This window comes from Bacillus sp. FSL W7-1346 (assembly GCF_038593335.1).
GTDB classification, from domain to species: Bacteria; Bacillota; Bacilli; order Bacillales; family Bacillaceae; genus Bacillus; species Bacillus altitudinis.
Genome location: NZ_CP151988.1, coordinates 2035748 through 2061463, shown reverse-complemented (window position 1 = coordinate 2061463; position 25716 = coordinate 2035748). Strand labels below are relative to the sequence as shown.

Sequence of the window (25716 nt, the reverse complement as noted above, 5' to 3'; positions counted from 1 at the left end):
GACTTTTTAGTAGGAAGTGTGTTATCATAGTTTTACTTAAAAGCGTTAATGCGATGAAGGGAGAATAAGTCATGAGGTACTTAACAGCAGGTGAATCACATGGTCCACAACTGACCACAATTATTGAAGGAGTTCCAGCGGGACTTTACATAGAGCAGGATGACATCAATTATGAACTGGCTAGAAGACAAAAAGGTCATGGCCGCGGAAGAAGAATGCAGATTGAAAAAGACCAAGCGAAAGTGTTAAGTGGTGTTCGCCACGGGAAAACATTAGGTTCTCCTATTGCACTTGTTGTTGAAAATAATGATTGGAAGCACTGGACAAAGGTCATGGGTGCAGAGCCAATTACTGAAGAAGAAGAGAGTGAAATGAAGCGTCAAATCTCTCGTCCAAGACCAGGGCATGCGGATTTAAATGGTGCGATTAAATATGGTCACCGTGATATGAGAAACGTATTAGAGCGCTCATCAGCACGCGAGACAACGGTTCGTGTAGCAGCAGGTGCAGTAGCGAAACAAATTTTGGCTCACCTTGGAATCAAAGTGGCTGGTCACGTCCTTGAAATTGGTGGAGTAAAAGCTTCCCATACCGCTTATGAATCTATTGAAGATTTGCAAAAAGTAACAGAAGAATCACCTGTTCGCTGCTATGACAGTGAAGCTGGTCAAAAAATGATGGATGCCATTGACGAAGCGAAGAAAAACGGCGATTCAATTGGTGGTATTGTCGAAGTCATCGTTGAAGGGATGCCAGTTGGAGTCGGCAGCTATGTGCACTATGACCGCAAACTGGATAGCAAGCTTGCAGGCGCAGTACTGAGTATCAACGCTTTTAAAGGTGTTGAATTCGGTATTGGCTTTGAGGCAGCTTCTAAAAATGGCAGTGAAGTTCATGATGAAATCATCTGGGATGAAGAAAAAGGCTATACGAGAAAAACAAACCGCTTAGGTGGTCTTGAAGGCGGAATGTCAACTGGCATGCCAATCGTCGTAAGAGGGGTTATGAAACCAATCCCAACCTTATACAAACCATTGCAAAGCGTGGATATTGAAACAAAAGAACCTTTCTCTGCAAGTATTGAACGTTCTGACAGCTGTGCTGTTCCAGCCGCAAGTGTTGTGGCAGAAGCAGTCGTTGCATGGGAAATCGCCAATGCAGTGGTTGAGCAGTTTGGTCTTGATCAAATTGACCGCATTAAAGAAAATGTGGACAAAATGCGCCAGCTTCAGAGGGAGTTTTAATGAAAACACTGGAAGTGAAGACGTCTTCAGCCACTTATCCTGTATATATCGGTGATGGGATTAGACAAAATATCGTAGACTTGATTACTTCCACTGGGCGATCCTACACGAAGCTCTTTATCGTGACAGATTCAGCCGTCGATGCCCTTTATGGAGATGAAATGGTTCAATTACTGAAACAGAAATGGTCTGTACAAAAAGTAGTGGTGCCAAACGGAGAACAATCAAAATCTTTTGCACAGTTTGAGCAGATTCATACGAAAGCCATCCAATTTCAACTCGACCGCTCCTCATGCATCATTGCATTAGGAGGCGGGGTGATTGGAGACTTGGCTGGCTTTGCTGCTGCCACTTATATGAGAGGCATTGATTTTATTCAAGTACCAACCACGCTGCTTGCACATGATAGTGCAGTCGGCGGAAAAACCGGAATCAATCATCCGCTCGGCAAAAATTTAATTGGTGCGTTTCATCAACCGGCTGCTGTCATTTATGATACAAGTATGCTAGAGACACTCTCACCAATAGAGCTGAGATCAGGCTTTGCAGAAGTGATAAAACATGCACTGATTTCAAGTGAAGTCTTTTTATCAGAACTGATGTCCATTCGTTCGTTGACAGAATTATCAAAGGATGAACTGGCACATATGCTTTATCAAGGGATTCAAGTGAAAGCATCCATTGTTCAAGAAGATGAAAAAGAACAAGGTGTGCGGGCATACTTGAATTTAGGTCATACACTAGGGCATGCCATTGAAGCGGAGTATGGATACGGTGCGATCACGCATGGAGATGCCATTGCAATTGGCATGCAGTTTGCTTTATATGTCAGTGAAAAAGAGCAAGGACTCAGCCTAGATCGTGAGAAACTTAAAGTGTGGATGAAAGAACTAGGGTTCCCAGTACAAGTCACACAAACGATTTCAACCAAAACATTTGTCGATCGCATGATTGGTGATAAGAAGGCAAGAGGCGGGAGTGTTCAGTTTGTTTTGCTAAAACAAGTTGGAGACGTCACCCTGCAATCTTTCACAAAAGATGAGCTGTATCACTGGCTCGAAGAATGGAAACGGGAGGAGGGCTGTCTATGATGTTTCGCGGGATACGCGGGGCTACAACTGTGACAGAAGATACAGAAACAGAAGTGTTAACCAAAACGAAGCAGCTGCTAGAAGCGATCATTTCAAAAAACCAAGTAGATCCAGAGCGTGTCGTGCAGATCTTGATTTCAGCTACACAAGATATTCACTCTGTTTTTCCAGCAAAAGCACTCAGGCAGTTTGAAGGATGGACCTATGTGCCTGTCACTTGTATGCAAGAGCTTGACATTGATGGAGGTCTAAAGAAGTGTATTCGCGTTTTAATGACCGTTCAGACAGATGTCAAGCAGGAAGACATCCAGCATGTATACTTGGAAGAGGCTGTCACGCTTCGGCCTGATTTACAGTTGACAAAAAACAAGGAATTATAATACGATATGAACAGCCGAAGTTTACACACAGGTGTGAACGGCATTGCAAGCTTAGAGAAGATGAGAATGAGACTAGGGTAGTTGAGATGAGTAGAGTTGAGCAGAGATACGATACTTCTATTTAATCATACTGCCTAAAAGAGCGAAGCCTCTTTTAGGCTTATTTCGTATACTCAAACAAATCCTCAAGATGTCCCCTCATTCTCCTTAATTCCATTTAAGGAGTGTGCTTATGAAATCCCAATCAAACCTTACCCAATTTTTAAGAGACAGTCAGTTTTACAAAACCATCCCGATTGTTGAAACCATTACAGTTGATACGCTCTCACCCATTCAAATTGTTGAGAAACTGAAACAGGATATTGTGTATTTGCTAGAAAGCAAAGACGAATCTTCTAGCTGGTCGAGATATTCCTTTATCGGATTACATCCTTTTTTAACATTACATGACGAGCAAGACCATTATATTGCTCGTGACGCTGCAGGAAAGTCAGTGATGCAAAAAGCGGAGCTGAAAGAGTTGCTTGACTGGATGAAAGAGCAATATCAAATCAAGACACCTGAAATTGATATCCCATTTACTGGCGGAGCCGTAGGGTACTTAAGTTACGACCTCATTCCCAACATTGAGCCGTCTGTCAAGCCGCATCCGAATGCATCAACAACAGATAATTGCACATTATTTGTTTGCCAAACAATGATCGCATTTGATCATGAAACAAACCAAGTTCATTTTATTCAGTACACGCAGCTGAACGGTCATGAAACAGACGAAGAAAAAATTCTGGTTTATCGAGAAAATCAAAAGCAGCTTGAACTGATGGTACAGCAGCTTCATACAAAAATTGATATGAAAGAATTGATTATCTCAGGGAATATGAATGAATCCCCTTCGTTTGAACAGGTGACGTCTACCTATGAAAAAGCAAAATTTTTAAAGGATGTCGAAAAAATCAAGGAGTATATTCGAGCGGGTGATATCTTCCAGGGTGTACTTTCTCAGCGTTTTGACATTCCAGTGACAGTGAGCTCATTTGAATTATATCGTGTGCTTCGGATCGTCAATCCATCACCGTATATGTATTTTATGAAATTAAAAGATCGAGACTTAGTGGGAAGCTCGCCAGAACGATTAATCCATGCGAAAAACGGTCACTTAGAAATCCATCCAATTGCTGGTACAAGAAAACGAGGAATGACAAAAGAAGAAGATGATGCACTAGCAAGAGAGTTGCTCGATGATGAAAAAGAAAAAGCAGAACATTACATGCTAGTGGATCTGGCTCGAAATGATGTGGGGCGTGTAGCAGAATACGGCAGTGTGTCTGTCCCAACTTTTACAAAAGTCGTGAACTTTTCGCACGTCATGCACATTATTTCTATTGTGACAGGGAAGCTGAAGCAGGATACACATCCAGTAGACGCGCTTATGTCCGCTTTTCCAGCAGGCACATTGACAGGCGCCCCAAAAATTAGGGCGATGCAATTATTAAACGAAATGGAGCCTGAGCCAAGAGAGACGTATGGCGGCTGTATTGCCTATATTGGTTTCGACGGCAATATCGATTCCTGTATTACCATACGCACAATGAGCGTCAAACATCAGACTGCTTCTATACAAGCAGGTGCCGGCATTGTCGCTGATTCCGTTCCAGAAAACGAATGGGAAGAGACATGTAATAAGGCAGGAGCACTTCTAAAAGCCATTCAGCTTGCTGAACATATTTTCTCAGAAAAGGAGAGTGTGCCAAATGAATCAACGACTATCAGCTCTTGTTAATGGAGGAAAACTATCAGAAAAAGAAGCGAATGGCCTGATGCATGATATGATGAGCGGCTCGTTAACAGATGCTGAAGTCGCTGCTAGTCTATCTATTTTAGCGCATCGAGGAGAAACAGCCGAAGAAATGACAGGCTTCGTGAAAGCCATGAGGCAGCATGCAGCACCAGTAGAAAGGTCACTTGATGTCGTTGATACGTGCGGTACAGGAGGCGATGGTTTATCAACATTTAATATATCAACAGCCGCCGCCATCGTTGCTTCGGCTGCTGGGGCGAAAATCGCCAAGCACGGAAATCGTTCCGTTTCCTCTAAAAGCGGGAGTGCTGACGTGCTAGAATGTCTTGGTATTCAAATTCAATCCACACCTGAAGAAACAAGACGACAAATACAGCAGAAAAACATGGGCTTTTTATTTGCACCGCTCTATCATTCTTCTATGAAACAAGTAGCCGCTGTACGCAAGCAGCTCGGATTTCGGACGGTATTTAACTTATTAGGACCGCTTTGCCACCCGATGCAGGCCAAAAAGCAAATCATCGGTGTGTATGCAAAGGAAAAGGCAAAGCTCATGGCGAAAGCTCTTGCTCCTTTAGAGCCAGAACATGTCCTGTTTGTTTGCGGAGATGATGGGCTGGATGAATTAACCATTACAGCAAATTCATACATCATTGAACTCAAAAAAGGTGTCATGACAGAATATACGTTAAACCCAGAAGACTTCGGACTTGAAAAAGGGCATTTATCAGACATTCAGGTCCAATCACCAGAAGAAAGCGCCAAATTGATTCAGAATATATTGAATTATCAAGCAGGTGGAGCGCCGCTTCATATTACAGCGCTTAATGCTGGGGCCGCATTATATGTGGCAGGAAAAGCAGAGAGTCTGATGGCAGGAACAATGAAAGCATTAGAAACGATCAAAAACGGATCAGCTAAAGAACAATTAGCCCGTCTAAAACAAAAAACGAAAGAGGAAGAGATCTATGCTTAATGAAATTATCGCCCGTAAAAAAGAACATGTGCAAACCTTGCAATTACCTGAGGAAGGACATTATGAAAGACAATCATTTAAAGAAGCCCTTATGAATCCTCACCGCTCGATCGGACTGATTGCTGAGGTGAAAAAAGCGTCTCCTTCCAAAGGCATCATTCAGCCTCATTTTGATCCTTTACAGACAGCAAAAGCATACGAAACATCAAATGCAGATTGTTTATCTGTCTTAACGGATGAACCGTTTTTCCAAGGGAAAAACGAATATTTGTCTCTTATTAAAGAACACATCACACGTCCTATTTTAAGAAAAGATTTCATTATTGACTCTATACAAGTAGAAGAATCGAAACGGATAGGGGCAGATGCCATTTTATTAATTGGAGAGGTGCTTGAGCCGCAAAAGCTGTATGAGCTCTATACAGAAGCGAAAGAAAAAGGAATGGATGTCCTCGTTGAAGTACATGCAGCACATACACTAGAAAAGATCTTACACCTATTCACTCCTGAGATCATCGGTGTGAACAACCGGAATCTCAATACGTTTACAACAACTGTTGAACAAACAAAAGAGATCGCGCCACTTGTTCCAAAAGACGTATTACTAGTAAGTGAAAGTGGCATAAAGACATTTGATGATCTGACCTTTGTGAAACAGCACGGAGCAAATGCCGTTCTTGTTGGTGAATCTTTAATGAGGGAACAATCACAGGAGAAAGCCGTTCAGGCATTGTTCGGAGAATGAATAGGATGAAACCTTATTTAAAATATTGCGGGGCTGTCTCACAAGAGGATGTCGCATGCATCTCGCAATCACAAGCGGATGCCATCGGTTTTATTTTTGCGCCGAGTAAAAGACGGGTTGATCCAGATCAAGTGAAACACTGGCTGTCACAAGTAAAATGTAAAAAAGAGATCGTGGGGGTATTTGTGAATGAAAAAACACCAAAAGTGTGCGAGATTACAAACAACCTCCCCTTAGATATTGTGCAGCTTCATGGTGATGAGACGCCAGAAGATGCAAGCGACATCAAACAACAAACGAAGGCGCTCGTTTGGAAAGTGTTCCATCACGAACCCGATGTAAACGACACACTTGAACATATGACGGCATTCGCTCCAAGTGTCGACGGTTTTCTCATTGATGCGAAAGTGAAAGGAATGAGAGGCGGTTCTGGAACAGCTTTTGCATGGGAGGCAGTGCCTTCATATGTTCAGCTTGCAAAACAACTGGGGAAAACTTGCGCCATTGCTGGCGGGATCACGCCAGATACCATAATAGATCTGCTTGCTTTTGGTCCAGACGCCATAGACCTTTCAAGCGGTATAGAAGAAAACGGGAAGAAAAGCAGTACAAAGATGAAAGCGCTCGAAGAAAGGATGTTGAACCATGTACGCATATCCAAATGAGATTGGCAGATATGGAGAATTTGGAGGGAAATTCGTTCCTGAAACGCTCATGCAGCCACTAGAAGAGATCGAACAAGCTTTTCGTGAATTAAAAGAAGACCCTGCTTTTCAAAAGGAATATATATCGCTTTTGAAAAACTATTCAGGCAGACCAACTGCACTCACATATGCTGATCAATTATCGGCATATCTCGGCGGTGCTAAAATCTATTTAAAAAGAGAAGATTTAAACCATACAGGCGCTCATAAAATTAACAATGCGCTTGGGCAGGCACTGCTAGCGAAAAAAATGGGGAAATCAAATATCATCGCCGAAACAGGAGCAGGTCAGCACGGTGTAGCTGCTGCAACAGTGGCCGCAAAATTCGGTTTATCCTGCACTGTATTTATGGGAAAAGAAGATGTGGAAAGACAATCACTCAATGTGTTCCGAATGAAACTACTCGGCGCTGAAGTCATACCTGTCACAAGCGGGAACGGAACATTAAAAGATGCAACCAATGAAGCCATCCGCTATTGGGTCCAGCATTGCAGTGACCACTTTTATATGATCGGCTCAGTCGTTGGACCTCATCCGTATCCTCAAATCGTCAGTGAATTTCAGCGGATGATCGGAGATGAGGCAAAAGCGCAGATACTTGAAAAGGAAGGGCAGCTTCCTCATAAAGTCGTTGCCTGTGTTGGCGGAGGGAGCAATGCGATAGGGATGTACCGGGCGTTCTTAGATGAAGAGGTCGATATCATTGGTGTAGAAGCTGCTGGAAAAGGAATCGACACTCCGCTTCATGCAGCGACCATCACGAAAGGGACAAAAGGTGTCATACATGGATCTTTGACATACTTGATTCAAGACGAATTTGGTCAAATTATTGAGCCCTATTCCATTTCAGCTGGATTAGACTATCCGGGGATCGGGCCAGAGCATGCGTACTTGCATGCGAGCGGCCGGGTTCAATATGTGAGTGCGACAGATCAAGAAGCACTAGATGCGTTAAAGCTGCTCACAGAAAAAGAAGGAATCCTGCCAGCAATCGAATCTGCACATGCTTTAGCCAAAGCGTTTGAAATGAGCCAGAACATGAGTGAAGACGACATTGTCCTTGTCTGCTTGTCAGGCAGAGGAGATAAGGACGTGCATACATTAATGAATGTGCTTGAAAGTGAGGGTGAAACAAAATGATCACATTTCAATTAGAGCAAGGTCAGAAATTATTTATTCCCTTTATTACAGCGGGTGATCCATCAGAAGAGATCACCATTGATTTAGCCCTCGCGCTTCAAGCAGCAGGGGCACATGCGATTGAACTAGGTGTGCCGTATTCTGATCCGTTAGCGGACGGCCCTGTCATTCAAAGAGCTTCTAAAAGAGCGCTTCATCATGGTATGAATATCGTAAAAGCGATAGAATTAGCAGGAAAGATGAAAAAAAACGGCGTAAAAATTCCTGTAATTCTATTTACGTATTATAATCCTGTGTTACAATTAGACACAGAATACTTTTTCGCTTTACTGCGCAAAAATCATATTTCGGGACTCTTAACACCCGACTTGCCTTTTGAAGAGAGCAGCGAGCTGCAGAAGAACTGTCAAGCACACGACATTTCATATATATCACTCGTTGCACCAACAAGCAAGGAACGATTAGAAAAAATTGTAGAGCAGGCAGAAGGTTTTGTGTATTGTGTTTCATCTCTCGGCGTCACAGGTGTCAGACAATCTTTCGACGCATCGATTACAGATTTTATTCAACAAGTGAAAGAGCTGAGTCAAATACCAGTTGCTGTAGGTTTTGGTATTTCAACAAGAGAACAAGTAGACTCAATGAATAAAATGAGTGATGGTGTCGTTGTCGGCAGTGCGCTTGTCAAAAAAATTGAAGAGCTTCAAGAACAATTAGTAGCAAGTGATACACGCCAAGAGGCTTTAAGAGAATTTGAAACATATGCAAAAACATTTAGTCCCCTCTATTCATTCAAATGAGGTGAAACATTTTGCAAATCAAAGATCAATTAAAACAGCTAAAACCGTATCAACCTGGGAAACCAATTGAAGAGGTCAAAAAAGAATATCAATTAGACAAAATTGTGAAATTGGCTTCAAATGAAAACCCTTTTGGATGTTCCACACATGCAAGAGAGGCCATACAAGCTGAACTTGAACATTTAGCGATTTATCCAGACGGATACAGCGCAAGTTTAAGAACGGAACTGGCTGAGTTTCTTCAAGTAAATGAAAAACAATTAATATTCGGGAATGGCTCAGATGAACTTGTGCAAATTATTGCTAGGGCATTCCTTGATCAACATACAAATACGGTGATCCCATCTCCGTCATTCCCGCAATACCGTCACAATGCAGTGATTGAGCATGCAGAGATTAGAGAAGTACCACTTCTAAATGGTGGAGCTCATGATCTAAAGGGAATGCTGGATGCGATGGATGACAACACAAAAGTCGTTTGGGTGTGTAACCCGAACAATCCGACAGGAAATCATTTGTCAGAATCTGAGCTCGTATCGTTTTTAGATCAAGTGCCTGCTCACGTGCTTGTCGTTCTAGATGAAGCATATTTTGAATATGTTCGCGCGGAAGACTTTCCGAACAGTTTATCTCTATTAAAAGCCTATCAAAATGTCATTGTACTGCGCACATTCTCTAAAGCATATGGACTTGCGGCACTTCGAGTAGGTTATGGGGTTGCTTCAGAGGAATTGATTACCGCCATTGAACCTGCGAGAGAGCCATTTAATACAAGTCGTATCGCTCAGGCAGCTGCACGTGCAGCCATAAAAGATCAAGACTTCATTCAATCGTGCAGGGAAAAAAATGAAGCAGGTCTCAAGCAGTATCAAGAATTTGCAGACCGCTTTGGATTATTTATCTATCCGTCTCAAACAAACTTTGTGCTAATTGATTTTAAAAGAGATGCTGATGAGCTGTTCAATGCACTTTTGAAAAAGGGCTATATCGTTCGATCTGGTCAAGCTCTTGGATTCCCAACTTCTTTACGTATTACTGTTGGAACAAAGGAGCAAAATGAAGAAATCCTAACTACACTTGCCGATTTATTACAAGGCATTCGTGCGTAGCATAACAATGAAGTCATATCCTGTTTATGGGATATGGCTTTCGTTGTAACTCATCCAATATACATATAAGCTATTGAAACAGCTTGTTTAATTTTCGCGAAAAATCAGGTGATGAACATGAATGAAGCAAACGAAACCATATTAATCGCTGGGCTCGGTTTAATTGGTGGTTCTATTGCACTGTCGATTAAAAAAGAATTTCCACATAAAAAAATTGTAGGCTATGATGTCTCTAAAGAACAAATGATTGCTGCAACAAAACTAGGGATCATCGACGCGACTGCCGAGTCCTTTATAGAAGGCTTAAAAGCATCAGCAACGATTATTTTGGCAACGCCAGTACAACAAACCGTCAAAATGTTAAGTGATATTGCAGCATCTGGAATTGAAAGAGAGCTCACGATTACGGATGTAGGGAGCACAAAGCAAAAGGTCGTTCACTTTGCTGAAAAAACGTTGCCTGATCATTACCAATTTATTGGCGGGCATCCGATGGCAGGATCTCATAAGTCAGGTGTCATTGCAGCGAAAGACTTTTTATTTGAAAATGCATTCTACATTTTAACGCCAGCAAAGGTAACAAGTCGTCAGGCTGTTGACCGTTTGAAGGATCTGCTGAAGGGAACCAATGCTCATTTCATTGAAATGACACCCGAAGAACATGATGCTGTGACAAGTGTGATTAGTCACTTTCCACACATCGTCGCTGCCAGTCTTGTGCATCAAGCGCATCATTTTGAAGAAGAATTTCCTCTTGTAAAACGGTTTGCTGCAGGAGGCTTTCGAGATATTACCCGTATTGCATCAAGTAATCCTGCAATGTGGCGCGATATCCTTTTGCATAATAAAAACAAGATTTTAGACCGATTTCATGAATGGAAAAAAGAGATTGACCGCATTGAATCCTTTGTGCAACAAGAAGATGCTGAGGGGTTATTCTCTTATTTCCAAGAGGCCAAGGAATATCGCGACGGCCTGCCTTTAAGGAAAAAAGGAGCGATCCCTGCTTTTTATGATCTTTATGTCGATGTGCCTGATCATCCTGGTGTTATTTCGGAAATTACAGGATATCTAGCAAATGAAAACATTAGTATTACAAATATCCGTATTATTGAGACGCGAGAAGACATTAACGGGATTTTACGCATCAGTTTTCAAACAGATGACGATCGAAAGCGGGCAGAACTCTGTATAAAAAATAGAGCAAATTACGATACATTTTATGCTGATTGAGGTGAGGAACATGAAAATTCATAAAAGTGCTCCTATGAATGGAGAAATTCATATTCCAGGAGATAAATCCATTTCTCATAGATCTGTGATGTTTGGCGCTATTGCTGACGGGACTACAGTAGTAAAAAACTTTCTTCCTGGCGCTGATTGTTTAAGCACGATTGATTGTTTTAGAAAAATGGGTGTCGACATCGAACAAAAAGGTACAGATGTTGTCATTCATGGCAAGGGACTAAAAGGACTTAAAGAGCCGAGCGATATTCTCGATGTTGGTAACTCAGGCACGACCATTCGTTTAATGATGGGAATCTTGGCTGGCTGTGAGTTCCACAGTACGCTGATCGGAGACGAAAGTATTGCCAAAAGACCGATGAAACGGGTAACAGGTCCGTTAAGACAATTGGGAGCCAAGATCGATGGTAGAGCAAATGGTGAATATACACCGCTTTCTATTCGTGGGGGCAATTTAAAAGCTATCTCTTATGAGTCTCCAGTTGCCAGTGCCCAGATTAAGTCGGCTGTCCTTCTAGCTGGACTGCAGGCAGAAGGAACAACGACGTTAACTGAACCGCATAAATCAAGAGACCATACCGAAAGAATGTTATCAATGTTTGGTGTCTCGCTACATGAAGATGCACAAAGTGTTTCAATTGAAGGTGGACAAACGTTAAAAGCAACAGATGTATTTGTCCCTGGAGATATTTCTTCAGCTGCATTTTTCTTAGTGGCTGGATCTATCGTTCCAAACAGCCGGATTGTATTGAGAAATGTCGGTTTGAACAAAACGAGAACTGGTATTATAGATGTGCTAAAACAAATGGGTGCAGACCTCGACATTCAAGAAGTGGATGCTAAAGGCGGAGAACCGTACGGTGATTTAACGATCTCTACCTCTTCATTAAAAGGGATCGACATTTCAGGTGATATGATCTCTAGACTCATCGACGAAATTCCTATTATTGCGCTCCTAGCTACTCAAGCAGAAGGAACAACGATCATTAAAGATGCCGCTGAATTAAAAGTGAAAGAAACCAATCGTATTGATACAGTCGTTTCAGAACTTAAAAAACTAGGTGCTCATATTGAAGCAACAGATGATGGAATGAAGATTCATGGTAAAACGAGCCTTAAAGGCGGCGCAGTCGTCTCAAGCTACGGAGATCATCGAATTGGTATGATGTTAGGAATTGCGGCATGTATAACAGAGCAAGCAATCGAGATTGAAGATACAGATGCAGTACGTGTATCTTACCCAAATTTCTTTGAACACATTGAATACTTAACGCAAACAGTCTGAGGATTTCCTCAGGCTTTTTCTTTCCTTTTGCATATTTGAAAGAACTATAGCATAGCTTGTCTCAAGGTGAAACCTTGAAAAAGAGCATTTTGCTGATTCAAAAACAATTTTTTAGCGTATTCGGTTTACAAATCGTCAGTTTAGTAAAGTATTGATTGAAAAAGAGTCTTCAAAACACAAAAATGGCTTCATGTTAAAAGAGCAACATATTTGCTGGATATGCAGCTGTCGATTATGATATGAAGTAACAACAGTTTAGGTTTTTGGAAACAGAAAGGAACGGTTTGATTTGAATAGTTCATTACAAGAAGCCATAAAATTAGTTGAGGCGGGTGAGACTGAAAAGGGACTCCAAACACTTGCTCAAGCAGAGAAGCATCTTCATGATGAAGAAAAAGCGCAGGCAGCTCAGTTATATTATGACTGGGGAGATATTGATAAAGCACGGAATCTCATTAGTGATTTACATGATTTATATCCAGAAGAAACAGGATTAACCTGTTTTTATGCAGAGCTTTTAATAGACTCTGACGAAGAAGAGAAGGCAATAGCAGTTCTTGAAACGATTCCTGAAGATGACGATGCGTATCCAGAGAGTTTATTGTTAATGGCAGATTTGTATCAAATGCAAGGACTATTTGAAGTCAGTGAACAAAAGCTTTTAAAAGCGAAAGAGTTACTACCTCATGAAGCCGTCATTGATTTTGCTTTAGGGGAATTGTATTTTTCTCAAGGTCTTTCAAAGAAAGCAGCCGACTATTTCTACAAAGTGGCCGATCAACAAAATGAAATTGGCGGTGTCAATGTATATCAGCGGCTCGCTGAATCATTAAGCACAGCTGGAGAATTTGAAGATGCCCTTGAATGGTATGAAAAGGCTGTAAAGGATCAAGTGGATCCAAATACACTTTTTGGCTATGGATTTACAGCGATGAGGGCTGGCAGAACGAAAACGGCTATTCAGCAGCTTTCTGAACTAAAAGATATTGATCCTTCGTATTCGTCACTTTATATGCCTTTAGCCAAAAGCTATGAGGAAGAAGGACTATATCATGAAGCTTTAGAGATAGTAAAAGAAGGAATTAAAGTGGATGAGTATAACAAAGAGTTATATTTATATGGGGCAAAGATTGATTTGAAAAATGGCCATTCGGAAGATGCGAAAAAATTGCTTCAAGAAGCACTTGCTCTTGATCCAGGATATATTGAAGCGGTTCAAACGCTGCTTGCGATCTATTTAAATGAAGAGCTGTTTGATGAAATTCTGGATGTGATTAAAGAGGTTAAAAGCTTTGGGGAAGAAGATCCAAAATGGAATTGGTATGCTGCTTCTGCTTCTGTCGGACGAGAAGAATACGATGAAGCCGCTGAGTATTTCAAACTTGCTCTGCCTGATTTTGATGAGGAACGTGACTTTTTATATGAATATGCTTCGTTCCTTTTAGAAGAAGGCAGACAAAAAGAAGCCTTGCCGTTATTACGAAAAGTTCTTCAGAAAGATGGCACGAATGAAGAAATTGAAGAAACGATTTTAAGAATTGAAGACGAAATTTCCTTATAGTTTGCAGGAATGAAGAACTGGTTTGTTGAATAATTCATGTATAGCAATTTAATTTACGATAGAGGAGGGAATAACATGCAGACCCCTGTTTCTGTCAATGAAAAGAAGGAATTTATCCGGTGGTTCTTAAACCATTATCAGTTAAAGCGAAGAGAGTGTGTTTGGATATTAAATTATTTAATGAGTCACGACTCTTTGATGGAAAAGGTTCATTTTGTAGAGCAAGCCGAATTTTGCCCAAGGGGAATTATTATGTCAACACACTGTGTGGATGAAGTTCCCTTTAGATTTTATAAAGAAAATATCATGACGACAGATGCAGAAAAATCATTTCATGATATTCGTTTGAATAAACAGCAAGATTTATTTATTCAATTGAATTTCCGATCTGCATATCGTTCGCCGGAATATGCCGCTGTACTTGAAACAAACCCTCATATTCCTAAAGATCTTTATGAAAATGAAAAAGATAAAGATCTTGCTGAGAAAGTGCTAGAGCATTCTATCGCTACTTTCCAAAAAGAACGGCTGATGAAAGAAATCGATGAAGCGCTTGACCGTCATGATCAAGAAACATTTAATAAGTTAGCAAAAGAATTAAGCCTATTATCATAAACCAAGCCAATAAGCCTTGCCCTATACAGGCAGGGCTTATGTGATGAAAGAGGGGAACTAGATGAAGTTTCAGGCGGAGGATGCGGATCTCTTTTTACAATCTAAAGATTACATTGATACCGCTATCATTCCATTAGTTGGGATAAATGCGAGCCATATCAAACAAACCGTGTCTTTAGGTGAGTTTACAATGCTTGTGGCAGAAGATCTTGAAAGGCAACTGAAAGGCAGAGTGTTTCTTTTTCCTCCACATACATATTTAGAAGTAAATCATCGTAAGCAAGAAGACATACTTGCAGTAAAACAATCATTGCAAGAACATTTTCAGCATGTTGTGTTTATCACATCTGATAATAAATGGAAAGAACAGCTAGAAGTGAGCGAATCGGCATTTATATTGCAGTCTGTTCCGCTTGAGCATTTAAAGGTCAATTTAAAGCAAAAAGTCATTCAAGACAGTGTAGAACAAATTTTGAACTTTTTGTTACAAAAATGGAACCCGTCATAAAAACCCTTACATTTGCATTGTACATAGCTTTTTAGGCTGTTGACCTTGTGAATAGATTGATATATTATGAGGGTGTCCTAGTTTTATGAAATTTTTTCTAATTCAGTTATAAAGTAGCTGACGACCTGAGGGGGGGAGAAAAAAATGAGCGAGAAGAGACATGGAGTGTCCAGGCGTCAATTTTTGAATTACACGTTGACCGGCGTGGGGGGATTTATGGCCGCTGGAATGCTCATGCCTATGGTTCGCTTTGCGCTTGACCCTGTGCTAAAAGGAACAGAGGATCAGGATATGGTTCAAGTTGTCAGTGTAGATGAACTGACAAGAGAACCGAAGCGCTTTGACTTTAAAATTGATCAAGTAGATGCATGGTATGAGTCAAAGGAATCTAGGTCTGCATGGGTGTACAAAGAAGGGGATGACATTGTCGCTTTATCGCCAATCTGTAAACATTTGGGATGTACAGTGAACTGGAACAGTGATCCGAAAAATCCAAACAAATTTTTCTGCCCATGCCATTATGGGCTGTACGACAAGGATGGTACAAACGTACCCGGAACTCCACCGCTTGCACCGCTTGATCATTATAAGCAGCAAGTGAAGGACGGATACCTCTATCTTGGAAAAGCTGTGCCGAAAGGGGAAGGGTAACGATGCTTAACAAGATTTACGATTGGGTAGATGAGCGGCTGGACATCACACCGATATGGAGAGACATTGCGGATCATGAAGTGCCAGAGCACGTCAATCCAGCACATCATTTCTCTGCTTTTGTGTATTGTTTTGGCGGTTTAACGTTTTTTGTGACGGTCATTCAAGTCCTTTCGGGCATGTTTTTAACGATGTATTATGTACCGGATATTAAAAACGCATGGGAATCTGTCTATTATTTGCAAAATGAAGTGGCATTTGGACAGATTGTAAGAGGGATGCACCACTGGGGTGCGAGTCTAGTCATTGTTATGATGTTTTTACATACGCTGAGGGTCTTTTTCCAAGGGGCGTATAAAAAGCCTAGAGAGCTAAACTGGATTGTCGGTGTGCTCATTTTCTTTGTGATGCTTGGACTTGGTTTTACAGGATATCTTTTACCGTGGGATATGAAGGCGCTATTTGCGACGAAGGTTGGTCTTCAAATTGCAGAGGCGACACCTTTCATTGGGAAAGAGATTAAAACGCTGCTTGCAGGTCATCCTGACATTGTAGGTGCACAAACGCTGACGAGATTTTTCGCTATCCATGTCTTTTTCTTGCCAGCGGCATTATTTGGGCTGATGGCTGCCCACTTTATTATGATTCGTAAGCAAGGAATTTCTGGACCGCTGTAAAATTTTGCGTTTGATGAATGTTCAATGAGGAGGGGATGACTTTGCATAGGGGAAAAGGGATGAAGTTTGTCGGAGATTCCAGAATACCGGCAGAAAGAAAACCTAACATACCTAAAGACTATTCCGAATATCCGGGAAAAACCGAAGCCTTTTGGCCGAACTTTCTTTTAAAGGAATGGCTTGTGGGTGCTGTTTTTTTAATTGGATTTCTTGTCCTAACTGTTGTTCATGCACCTCCGCTTGAGCGGATGGCTGATCCGACAGATACGGGCTATATTCCGCTGCCAGACTGGTATTTCCTATTTTTGTACCAGTTGTTAAAATATGAGTTTGCTGCAGGGAGCTATACGGTAGTTGGCGCAATGATTATGCCTGGAATTGCGTTTGGTGCTCTTTTACTCGCACCATTTCTTGATTCTGGTCCTGAACGCAGGCCATATCGAAGACCAATTGCAGTTGGGATGATGATTCTTGCAGTTGGTGCAGCAACCTATTTAACATGGGAATCTGTTGCTACTCATGACTGGGAAGCAGCTGCGAAGCAAGGTGAAATCAAGAAAGAAGCAGAGATTGATACCTCAGCTGAAGAGTATAAAATCTATCAAGAGCAGACATGTATCTCCTGTCACGGAGATAATATGCAAGGCGGGGCAGCTGGACCGTCACTTGTTGACAATGGTTTAGCACCAGAGGAAATTGCGAAAATCGCTGTAGAAGGTAAAGGCAACATGCCTAAGGGCATTTTTAAAGGCAGCGATGAAGAACTTGAAAAGCTCTCGAAATATTTATCTGAGGTCAAATCTAAATAATTCAGTTGTTTAAATGCAAGTACAAGGATATACTCAAAAGGAGAAAAAAGCTGGCGCTGTCAGCTTTTTTCTGATTTTAACAGATCGTGAGTGAAGAGAAATATGAGATGGATTCAATATTTGCTAGCCACACGCTACATGCTTGTGCTGGTGCTCATTGTCAACTTTCTTGGTACTGTGTACGGCTACTACTGGTATATCCCGCAGCTCGTTGAGACGCCGGCTATCTTTTTACCTTTTGTTCCAGACAGTCCGACGGCAAGCTTTTTCTTTTTATTTGTATTACTAGCCTTTCTAATGAAACGCCATGCTCCTTATTTTGAAGCACTGGCCCTTGTCACCTTGATCAAATATGGATTATGGGCTGTAGGGATGAATCTTTTCGTGCTCGTTTCTGTTGATGATTTTCCTTGGGAAGGATATATGCTAATTGGTTCGCACTTTGCGATGGCGGTACAGGCTGTGTTATTTGCGCCGTATTATCGTTTTCAAATGCGTCATTTGGTTGTAGCAGGCATATGGATTTTACATAATGATGTGATTGATTATGTATTTGGAATGATGCCGCGTTATTCTATGCTTTCTGCCTATTCAAATGAGATCGGCTACGTGACGTTTTGGTTAAGTATTGCCGTTCTTCTTGTTTCGTATTATCTTGTCATCTCGAAAAAATCGGTCAAGCTTGAACTCCCTTAACAATGTTGGTCTAACCTTGTCCTTTTCTTCATACGCTGTATGGAGAAAGGCTAGGAGGGACTTGCATGAAACGAAAGTCAATCGCGATGATTCTATTATTATTTCTTGTCTTGCATCCAGCTGCTGCAAAAGGTGAGGAAACAACAGCTGCTAAAGCGCTGCAAGAATTAACGGAACTATCAGATTCAATCTTTCAATTAACGAGACAAGCTAAATATGATGAGGCATTACAAGTTGCATTGTATGCTGAAAAGACATTTAAAGCTGAGAATTGGCGCGGAACTTTGACGAATACGCAGGTTCGGCAAATTACACTTGGCTATCAAGATATCATTAAAGGACTCCCGCAGGAAGACTTAAATGAGCGCGAAAAACTTCGGTATGCCTCTCAGTTTAGAATGCTTCTCGATGCGATACAATCAAATTCAGAACCTCTTTGGGGATCTCTCGAGAAGCCGATTATGGGGTCTTTTCCGACATTAAAGAAAGAAGTAAAAGATCCAGAATCGACGACGTTCTATGAAACTTGGAATGAGCTGGTTTCATTGTATGATATGATTTATCCGAGTTTAACCATTGATATCTCGCCTGAAAAGCTGCAAACGATTAAGCAGCACATGGAAGTAATTGAACAAGGTGAATTTTTAAAAGCATCGAGTGGGACAAAGCTTGAGCGTCTCACGAAACTCGAAGAGGATTTATCAAGTGTGTTTGCGAACGTTGATCAAGATGAAGCGGATCCATCGCTTTTATGGGTCATTTTAACAACAGGAAGTATGATTTTACTCACTTTAACGTATGTTGGGTTTAGGAAATACCGTGCTGAAAAAGAAAAAAAGCAAAAGAGACAAGCCGATTATCCAAAGTCATAAAAAAAGAAGCACCGTTATCGGGCTTCTTTTTTAATGGGGATTGAGCGGCTTTTTATGTTCATCTAATGTGAAGCCTTCACCAAGTACGTCATGCACGTCACTCACTGATACAAAGGCATGAGGATCGACGGAAGTTACGACGCTCTTGAGGTGGACAAGCTCATTTTTTGGAACGACGCAGTAAAGGACGTTGCGTTCCTGTTTCGTATAGGAGCCGACACCCTTTAAAATGGTCACTCCACGCTCCATTTCCTCTGTGATTTTCTTTTGAATGATGTCATCCTTTTCAGAAATAATCATCGCTCCTTTGGCAGCGTAAGCGCCTTCTTGCATGAAGTCGATGACTTTTGCAGCAACAAATACGGCAACAAGTGTATACATGGCTTCTTTGTAATTTAAATAGGTGAGAGAGATGGTAATGACGCACGCGTCGAAGATAAACATCGTTCTTCCCATTGCGACTTGATAATGTTTGTTGATCAATCTTGCAATAATGTCAACGCCGCCTGTTGTCCCGCCGAATTTAAAGATGATTCCGAGGCCTGTTCCGATAAACACACCTGCAAAAAGTGCGGCTAAGGCTAAATCGTGCTGAAGAGGCATATGTATTTGAAAGCGCTGGAAGATGGCTAGAAAGACAGAAAGACTGACGGTTCCGACAATTGTATATGTAAACATGGTTCTGCCAAGCATTTTCCAGCCGATAAAAAAGATCGGAATGTTTAACACAAGGTTTGAAATAGATGGATCAATGTGAAATAGAAAATATAAAAGCAGTGTGATACCTGTAAATCCGCCTTCCGCCAAGTTGTTCTGCATATTAAAATGAACAAGGCCGAAAGAAAAAATCGCAGATCCTATTAAAATAAATACGATATTTTTAAGACGAATTTCTTTTAGCAAAAGATCACTCCTTTTTTTGCTTAGACAGCGATAATATTATATGGTATGGAAGAGAAACAAGCAAACTGAGTTTTAAACATTTGTCAAATATTTATGATTTCGCTAACATGTAAGAGATGGATAGGAGGATGAGCTTCATGACGAATGAAAAAACGCTGCGTCACGTGCAGCAAGAAGTCGATGATTACATAGGACAATTTAAAGAAGGCTATTTCAGCCCGCTTGCCATGATGGCCCGTCTGACAGAAGAATTAGGTGAGCTGGCAAGAGAGGTTAACCATTACTATGGAGAAAAGCCGAAAAAAACAACGGAAACAGAGAAAAGCATGGAAGAAGAAATTGGTGATGTGCTATTTGTGTTAACATGCCTTGCCAATTCACTCAATATATCACTTGAAGAAGCCCATGATCGTGTGATGCATAAATTCAATACAAGAGACAAAGACCGCTGGACGAAAAAAGAAGGGAAGTAGAGAAGATGACGAATCAAACCATCAAAGTTGTAATCGCTGGAGCAAGAGGAAGAATGGGGATAGAGGCTGTCAAGCTGGCAGAAGAAACAAGCCATTTTGAACTAGTAGCAGCACTTGATCACACACATGAGGGGAAAAAGCTATCAGATGTGCTTCATACAACATCTGATGCGCCCATTTATACGGATATTGACGTGTGTCTTTCAGAAACAGCACCGGATGTATTAATTGATTTGACGACCCCAGAAATCGGTAAAGTACATACAAGAAAAGCCCTTGAACATGGCGTACGTCCAGTTGTAGGCACAACAGGTTTTTCAGAAGACGACCTAAAAGAACTTCAGCAATTAACAGAAGAAAAAGGGATAGGCTGTATTATTGCGCCTAACTTTGCTGTTGGTGCTGTTTTAATGATGAAGTTTGCCAAAATGGCAGCGAATTATTTTCCTGATGTTGAAATCATTGAGCTTCATCATGATAAAAAATTGGATGCTCCGAGCGGTACAGGATTAAAAACGGCTGAAATGATTGCTGAAGTAAGAGAAAGCAAAAAGCAGGGGCACCCTGAAGAAAAAGAACTAATCGAAGGTGCTCGAGGAGCAGATTATGATGGCATCCGCCTTCACAGCGTAAGACTTCCAGGCATGATTGCACATCAAGAAGTGCTGTTTGGAATGGACGGACAGACGCTCACGATCCGTCATGATTCTTATAACCGTGCATCATTTATGTCAGGTGTGAAGCTTTCTGTTGAACAGGTGATGCATATTGATCAACTCGTCTATGGCTTAGAAAATATTATCGACTAATAAGGAGTGGACCCCTGATGAACATTGCTTTAATCGCTCACGATAAGAAAAAAAGTGACATGATTCAATTCGCCATTGCGTATCGAGATCTTTTGGCAGATCATACACTTTATGCAACAGGAACCACAGGTTTAAGAGTGAAAGAAGCGACTGGGCTTCCCGTTCATCGTTTCCAATCAGGACCACTTGGAGGGGATCAGCAGATTGGTGCCATGATTGCTGATAATGCAATGGATCTTGTGCTCTTTTTTAGAGACCCTCTCACTGCACAACCGCATGAACCGGATGTATCTGCACTCATCCGGCTTTGCGATGTGTATGCCATTCCATTAGCGACCAATATGGGGACTGCCGAAATTTTAGTCAGGAATTTAAATAAAGGTACGTTTGATTTTCGAGATGTAGCAAAAAACGGAGGAACACATGAAACCACTTGATATCCTTGCATTCGGTGCCCATAGCGATGATGTAGAGATCGGTATGGGTGGAACGATTGCAAAATACGTAAAAAAAGGGGCACGTGTTGGGATTTGTGACTTGACTCAGGCTGAATTATCTTCAAACGGAACGGTTGAAAGCCGAAAAGAAGAGGCCAGAGCAGCCGCTGACATTTTAGGCGTCACGACTCGAATACAGCTCACGCTGCCAGATAGAGGACTTTATCTGAATGACGAAGCGATGAAAGAAATTGCAGGTGTCATCCGAACATACAAACCAAAACTTATTTTTGCCCCGCACCACCAAGATCGACATCCTGATCATGGTCATGCGGGTTCACTTGTAGAAGAGGCCGCTTTTTCTGCAGGTATACATAAATTTGAAGATTCATACAAGCAGCCAGCGCATAAAATAAGCCAGATGTATTATTACATGATTAATGGCCACCATCGTCCAGATTTTGTGATCGATATCTCAGACGAGATGAACCAAAAAATTGATAGCTTACATGCGTATAAAAGCCAATTTGTCAAAACAGAGAGTTCAGTGGAGACACCGCTTGTAAATGGTTATATTGATTTTGTCAAAATGAGAGAGTCGATGTATGGAAGGGAAGTCAATAAACTTTTTGCAGAAGGGTTTCTGACAAAGAAGCCACTTTTGATGGACGATGACTTACTTGGGGGGTAATTATGAAAAAATTGAAGATCGGAATCACTTGTTATCCAAGTGTTGGCGGATCGGGCATTATTGCCACAGAGCTTGGAAAACGTTTAGCTGAAAAAGGGCACGATGTTCATTTCATTACCTCGAGTATTCCGTTTAGACTCAATAAAGTGTATCCGAATATTTATTTTCATGAGGTGGATGTCAATCAATATGCTGTGTTTCAATATCCGCCTTATGACCTTGCACTGGCAAGTAAACTCGCAGAAGTGGCAAAACGAGAGAAGCTTGATATTATTCATGCGCATTATGCGGTCCCTCACGCTGTCTGTGCGTTCTTAGCCAAACAAATGACTGGACAGTCTGTCAAAGTCGTCACCACCCTTCACGGGACGGATATTACGGTTTTAGGCTATGACCCATCTTTAAAGGAAGTCATCCGGTTTGCGATCGAATCATCTGACCGCGTAACGGCTGTATCACATTCATTAGCTGCGCAGACATACGATCTGATTAAACCGAATAAAAAAATTGATACGATCCATAATTTCGTCGATGAGCGTGTATATTTGCGTGAAGATCACGAAGTGCTGAGGACGCATTATGGTCTTCTGCAGGATGAGAAGGTCGTCATCCATGTATCAAATTTCCGTAAAGTGAAGCGGGTGCATGACGTGATCCATGTGTTTAAACAGATTTCTGAACAGGTGAATGCAAAACTGCTACTGATTGGGGACGGACCTGAAAAATCGGTTGTTTGCGAGCTTGTGAAAAAGCTTGGATTAACGGACCGCGTGTTATTTTTAGGCAAGCAAGAGAAAGTGGAGGAGCTCTATTCGATTAGTGATTTGAAGCTGCTGCTTTCTGAGAAAGAGAGTTTTGGTCTTGTACTACTTGAAGCAATGGCATGCGGAGTACCTTGTATAGGAACAGACGTTGGAGGAATTCCAGAGGTGATTGCACATGGAGAGACAGGATTCCTTGTTCCGCTTGGTGATGTAGATGGAGCAGCAAAACATGCCATCTCTATTCTGAAAGACAATGCGCTCCATCAGCAAATATCGATGGCAGCCAAGTCTAGTGTGGAAGCCAATTTCTCTTCTGACAAAATTGTGAGAGAGTATGAAGAGCTTTACTTAGAATTGATCGAAGGTGATGTTGAAGATGAATGAACCATTCACGCATGCGATCCCTATTTTACATACACTGCACGAACATGGGTATCAAGCTTATTTTGTCGGCGGTGCGGTGAGAGATGTCCTTTTAGGCAGGGAAATTGGAGATATCGATATTGCGACAGATGCCACACCTGATGTGGTGGAGTCTTTATTTGATAAAACAGTAGATGTCGGCAAAGAGCATGGCACTGTTATTGTGTTACTTGACGGGGGCAGCTATGAGGTCACTACGTTTCGGACTGAATCAGAATATGAAGACTTTCGCCGGCCTAAAGAAGTGGCGTTTATTTCATCACTAAAAGAAGATCTTTTAAGAAGAGATTTAACGATCAATGCAGTAGCCATGGATATTCATGGTGACATCATTGACCATGTAGGCGGCAAGCGTGATATTAAGCGAAGACGGATTCAAACGGTTGGAGATCCTGCATGCCGCTTTCAAGAAGATGCGCTTCGGATGATGAGAGCGGTGCGGTTTTTAAGCCAGCTCGGATTTGAGCTTTCTAAAGAGACGGAAGAAGCAATGAAAAAAGATAAACATCTGCTTGCTAACATATCTGTTGAACGCAAAAAGATCGAAATGGAAAAACTTTTAAAAGGCCGCTACTGTGAGCAAGCCATCAAGGTGCTCATCTCCACCAAATTGTATGAAGAATTGCCTGGCCTCAAAAAGGATCAGCTGAATGAAACGTTCCAAGCTTTCCCGTATTATTTATTGGATGGGTTAGATGAGGTGTGGGGAGCCTTTATCCATTTACTTGGTCTAGATGGGGCGGAGGCGGTGTCCTTTTTAAAAGAATGGAAGTTATCAACGAAACTTTTAAAAGAAGCCGTTGCCATTAGCAAATATGTTGATTGTGACTGGGATGCGGAAAAAATGTTTGAAGCTGGTGAACATGTCCTGCTTTCTAGTATGAAAATCACGCAACTCAAACATGAGCGCCGCATTTTCTTTGATGAGCTGGAGGCGGCGAAACGTTCATATGATGCGTTGCCGATTAAACAGCTTCAAGACCTTGCAGTGTCAGGAAAAGATTTGATGGCCTTTCGGCAAAAGCCAGCTGGTAAATGGATTGCAGAAGAGCTTTCTTCTGTAAAAAAAGCCGTTTTGCAAAACCAGCTTGAAAACCGAAAAGAAGCCATAGAGGAGTGGCTCATAGCGTGCGATCAGCGATTAGAAAACGATTAATTGAACTATTTACAGCATCTGAGCAAGATTTTGTCTCAAGCCAGCAAATATGTGATGAGCTTGGCTGCTCCCGAACGGCGGTATGGAAGCATATAGAGGATTTGCGAAAAGAGGGATATGAGGTCGAAGCGGTCAGAAGAAAAGGATACCGGCTGCTTCGTAAACCGGACAAAATTAGTGAAGACGAAATTCTGTTTGGTTTGGAAACAGAGCTGTTTGGCCGGCATATTTACTTTCAAGAAGAAGTCGCCTCAACTCAGCTCATTGCCCATGACTTCGTCAATAAAGGAGCCCCGCACGGCTCGCTTGTTGTCAGTGATCATCAGACAAACGGAAAAGGCCGCCTTCAAAGAACGTGGCATTCACCAAATGGGACAGGCATTTGGATGAGTTTGATTCTCCGGCCGGAAATACCGCTGCACAAAGCGCCGCAAATGACGCTTTTAGCATCTGTCGCGATCGCTGAAGCCATAGCGCAGCAAACGGGTCTCAGTCCATCAATCAAATGGCCAAACGATATTTTGCTAAACGGAAAAAAGGTCGTTGGTATTTTGACTGAATTAAAAGCAGAAGCTGACCAAGTTCACGCAGTCATTATTGGTCCAGGCATTAACGTGAATCAGACGGCTAATGATTTTCCTGAAGAATTAAAGGATGTTGCGACGAGTTTGCAAATGGAACTGGGTGAAAAGGTAGACAGAGCGGCATTGATTCAAACCATCATGTCCACCTTTGAAAAAAGGTATGATGAATATATGACTTATGGTTTTGCTCCGATCAAACAATTATGGGAATCGTATGCGATGACCATTGGAAAACGTATCATCGCACGCACCGTCAATGGACAATATGCTGGAACGGCGCTTGGGATTAACGATGAAGGCGTTCTCTTACTCGAAACGGAGGGCGGAATCCAAAACATCTACTCCGCTGACATTGAGATCAAGTCAACTTAAGTGGAACACCCGGCACATTTTTGATATACTTCGTGTGGGCAGTATCTGAAAAAGAACTGTACCTGTTAGGAAGAAAAATTCGATAAATTTCTGCCTTGATCCTAAGGGACTTGGACAGAGGGATGATTCGTCTGCACATGAGAGATAAAAGCGTGTGAGATCAGACAAGCCATCTCCTCTCCAGAATGAGGAGGAAC

Annotated in this window: 28 protein-coding genes; 27 read left to right on the top strand and 1 reads right to left on the bottom strand. The window is 41.7% G+C overall.

Annotated elements, in window-relative coordinates; genetic code table 11:
- Positions 1–71: 71 nt before the first annotated feature.
- The 20 genes from aroC (at position 72) to ypjB (ending at position 18907) form a co-directional block, all read left to right on the top strand.
- Positions 72–1244: a chorismate synthase gene (gene aroC, locus NST09_RS10505; protein ID WP_007500947.1), complete on the top strand. Its 1173-nt coding sequence runs from the start codon at positions 72–74 to the stop codon at positions 1242–1244.
- On the top strand, positions 1244–2335 hold the full coding sequence (gene aroB, locus NST09_RS10500) for a 3-dehydroquinate synthase (RefSeq protein WP_007500945.1): 1092 nt from the start codon (positions 1244–1246) through the stop codon (positions 2333–2335). The genes aroC and aroB overlap by 1 nt, the downstream gene beginning before the upstream one ends.
- Positions 2332–2715: a chorismate mutase gene (aroH, locus tag NST09_RS10495; protein WP_008344549.1), complete on the top strand. Its 384-nt coding sequence runs from the start codon at positions 2332–2334 to the stop codon at positions 2713–2715. Before aroB ends, aroH begins: the two co-directional genes overlap by 4 nt.
- Positions 2716–2947: 232 nt before the next feature.
- A complete protein-coding gene (gene trpE / locus NST09_RS10490; RefSeq protein ID WP_046343849.1) occupies positions 2948–4495 on the top strand; it encodes an anthranilate synthase component I in 1548 nt (515 codons plus the stop codon).
- The gene (gene trpD, locus NST09_RS10485) at positions 4467–5489 is read left to right on the top strand and encodes an anthranilate phosphoribosyltransferase (protein WP_017359755.1); all 1023 of its coding nucleotides are present in this window, start codon (positions 4467–4469) and stop codon (positions 5487–5489) included. The genes trpE and trpD overlap by 29 nt, the downstream gene beginning before the upstream one ends.
- Positions 5482–6234: an indole-3-glycerol phosphate synthase TrpC gene (trpC, locus tag NST09_RS10480; RefSeq protein ID WP_342492996.1), complete on the top strand. Its 753-nt coding sequence runs from the start codon at positions 5482–5484 to the stop codon at positions 6232–6234. The genes trpD and trpC overlap by 8 nt, the downstream gene beginning before the upstream one ends.
- Positions 6231–6899, top strand: coding sequence for a phosphoribosylanthranilate isomerase (locus tag NST09_RS10475; RefSeq protein ID WP_342492995.1), 669 nt, complete (start codon positions 6231–6233; stop codon positions 6897–6899). The genes trpC and NST09_RS10475 overlap by 4 nt, the downstream gene beginning before the upstream one ends.
- Positions 6880–8079 (top strand): tryptophan synthase subunit beta, encoded by a 1200-nt coding sequence (gene trpB / locus NST09_RS10470; protein WP_007500937.1) that lies wholly within the window; start codon positions 6880–6882, stop codon positions 8077–8079. Before NST09_RS10475 ends, trpB begins: the two co-directional genes overlap by 20 nt.
- A complete protein-coding gene (gene trpA / locus NST09_RS10465) occupies positions 8076–8879 on the top strand; it encodes a tryptophan synthase subunit alpha (RefSeq protein ID WP_052320776.1) in 804 nt (267 codons plus the stop codon). The genes trpB and trpA overlap by 4 nt, the downstream gene beginning before the upstream one ends.
- An 11-nt stretch (positions 8880–8890) precedes the next feature.
- Positions 8891–9988 (top strand): histidinol-phosphate transaminase, encoded by a 1098-nt coding sequence (hisC, locus tag NST09_RS10460; RefSeq protein WP_136944843.1) that lies wholly within the window; start codon positions 8891–8893, stop codon positions 9986–9988.
- Between the two features lie 117 nt (positions 9989–10105).
- The gene (locus NST09_RS10455) at positions 10106–11221 is read left to right on the top strand and encodes a prephenate dehydrogenase (RefSeq protein WP_025207544.1); all 1116 of its coding nucleotides are present in this window, start codon (positions 10106–10108) and stop codon (positions 11219–11221) included.
- A 10-nt stretch (positions 11222–11231) separates the two neighbouring features.
- Positions 11232–12518, top strand: coding sequence for a 3-phosphoshikimate 1-carboxyvinyltransferase (gene aroA / locus NST09_RS10450; protein WP_024718513.1), 1287 nt, complete (start codon positions 11232–11234; stop codon positions 12516–12518).
- 289 nt (positions 12519–12807) lie between these two features.
- A complete protein-coding gene (locus NST09_RS10445; protein WP_035702924.1) occupies positions 12808–14079 on the top strand; it encodes a tetratricopeptide repeat protein in 1272 nt (423 codons plus the stop codon).
- 75 nt (positions 14080–14154) lie between these two features.
- Complete coding sequence (locus NST09_RS10440) at positions 14155–14694, top strand: ReoY family proteolytic degradation factor (RefSeq protein WP_008344562.1); 540 nt, start codon at positions 14155–14157, stop codon at positions 14692–14694.
- Between the two features lie 61 nt (positions 14695–14755).
- Positions 14756–15202, top strand: a complete 447-nt coding sequence (locus NST09_RS10435) for a YpiF family protein (RefSeq protein ID WP_017359747.1) — start codon at positions 14756–14758, stop codon at positions 15200–15202.
- A 144-nt stretch (positions 15203–15346) separates the two neighbouring features.
- Complete coding sequence (locus NST09_RS10430; RefSeq protein ID WP_342492994.1) at positions 15347–15853, top strand: ubiquinol-cytochrome c reductase iron-sulfur subunit; 507 nt, start codon at positions 15347–15349, stop codon at positions 15851–15853.
- 2 nt (positions 15854–15855) lie between these two features.
- Positions 15856–16530, top strand: a complete 675-nt coding sequence (qcrB, locus tag NST09_RS10425) for a menaquinol-cytochrome c reductase cytochrome b subunit (RefSeq protein ID WP_003215804.1) — start codon at positions 15856–15858, stop codon at positions 16528–16530.
- 41 nt (positions 16531–16571) lie between these two features.
- A complete protein-coding gene (locus tag NST09_RS10420; RefSeq protein WP_008344567.1) occupies positions 16572–17339 on the top strand; it encodes a menaquinol-cytochrome c reductase cytochrome b/c subunit in 768 nt (255 codons plus the stop codon).
- Positions 17340–17441: 102 nt separating this feature from the next.
- Entirely contained in the window at positions 17442–18035 is a 594-nt protein-coding gene (locus NST09_RS10415; RefSeq protein ID WP_017359746.1) for a DUF1405 domain-containing protein, read from the top strand.
- 65 nt (positions 18036–18100) lie between these two features.
- Entirely contained in the window at positions 18101–18907 is an 807-nt protein-coding gene (ypjB, locus tag NST09_RS10410; RefSeq protein WP_008344572.1) for a sporulation protein YpjB, read from the top strand.
- 30 nt (positions 18908–18937) lie between these two features.
- Here the strand turns inward: ypjB and NST09_RS10405 are convergent, their stop codons facing one another.
- On the bottom strand, positions 18938–19810 hold the full coding sequence (locus NST09_RS10405) for a YitT family protein (protein WP_003215598.1): 873 nt from the start codon (positions 19808–19810) through the stop codon (positions 18938–18940).
- Between the two features lie 137 nt (positions 19811–19947).
- On the opposite strand from NST09_RS10405, the gene NST09_RS10400 reads away from it, so the two are divergent.
- Genes NST09_RS10400 through NST09_RS10370 form a run of 7 tightly spaced genes read left to right on the top strand, consistent with a single transcriptional unit; the run spans position 19948 to position 25519 of the window.
- Complete coding sequence (locus NST09_RS10400; protein WP_008344575.1) at positions 19948–20283, top strand: nucleotide pyrophosphohydrolase; 336 nt, start codon at positions 19948–19950, stop codon at positions 20281–20283.
- Between the two features lie 5 nt (positions 20284–20288).
- Positions 20289–21092 carry a 4-hydroxy-tetrahydrodipicolinate reductase gene (dapB, locus tag NST09_RS10395; RefSeq protein WP_008344578.1) on the top strand — a complete coding sequence of 268 codons (804 nt, stop codon included), beginning with the start codon at positions 20289–20291 and terminating at the stop codon, positions 21090–21092.
- A gap of 17 nt (positions 21093–21109) precedes the next feature.
- On the top strand, positions 21110–21529 hold the full coding sequence (mgsA, locus tag NST09_RS10390; protein WP_008344580.1) for a methylglyoxal synthase: 420 nt from the start codon (positions 21110–21112) through the stop codon (positions 21527–21529).
- Positions 21516–22220 (top strand): bacillithiol biosynthesis deacetylase BshB1, encoded by a 705-nt coding sequence (gene bshB1 / locus NST09_RS10385; RefSeq protein ID WP_342492993.1) that lies wholly within the window; start codon positions 21516–21518, stop codon positions 22218–22220. The genes mgsA and bshB1 overlap by 14 nt, the downstream gene beginning before the upstream one ends.
- Positions 22221–22222: 2 nt before the next feature.
- Complete coding sequence (gene bshA, locus NST09_RS10380; RefSeq protein WP_116307063.1) at positions 22223–23368, top strand: N-acetyl-alpha-D-glucosaminyl L-malate synthase BshA; 1146 nt, start codon at positions 22223–22225, stop codon at positions 23366–23368.
- The gene (locus NST09_RS10375; protein ID WP_342492992.1) at positions 23361–24563 is read left to right on the top strand and encodes a CCA tRNA nucleotidyltransferase; all 1203 of its coding nucleotides are present in this window, start codon (positions 23361–23363) and stop codon (positions 24561–24563) included. Before bshA ends, NST09_RS10375 begins: the two co-directional genes overlap by 8 nt.
- Positions 24536–25519 (top strand): bifunctional biotin--[acetyl-CoA-carboxylase] synthetase/biotin operon repressor, encoded by a 984-nt coding sequence (locus NST09_RS10370; protein WP_025207537.1) that lies wholly within the window; start codon positions 24536–24538, stop codon positions 25517–25519. The genes NST09_RS10375 and NST09_RS10370 overlap by 28 nt, the downstream gene beginning before the upstream one ends.
- The last annotated feature ends 197 nt before the right edge of the window (positions 25520–25716 follow it).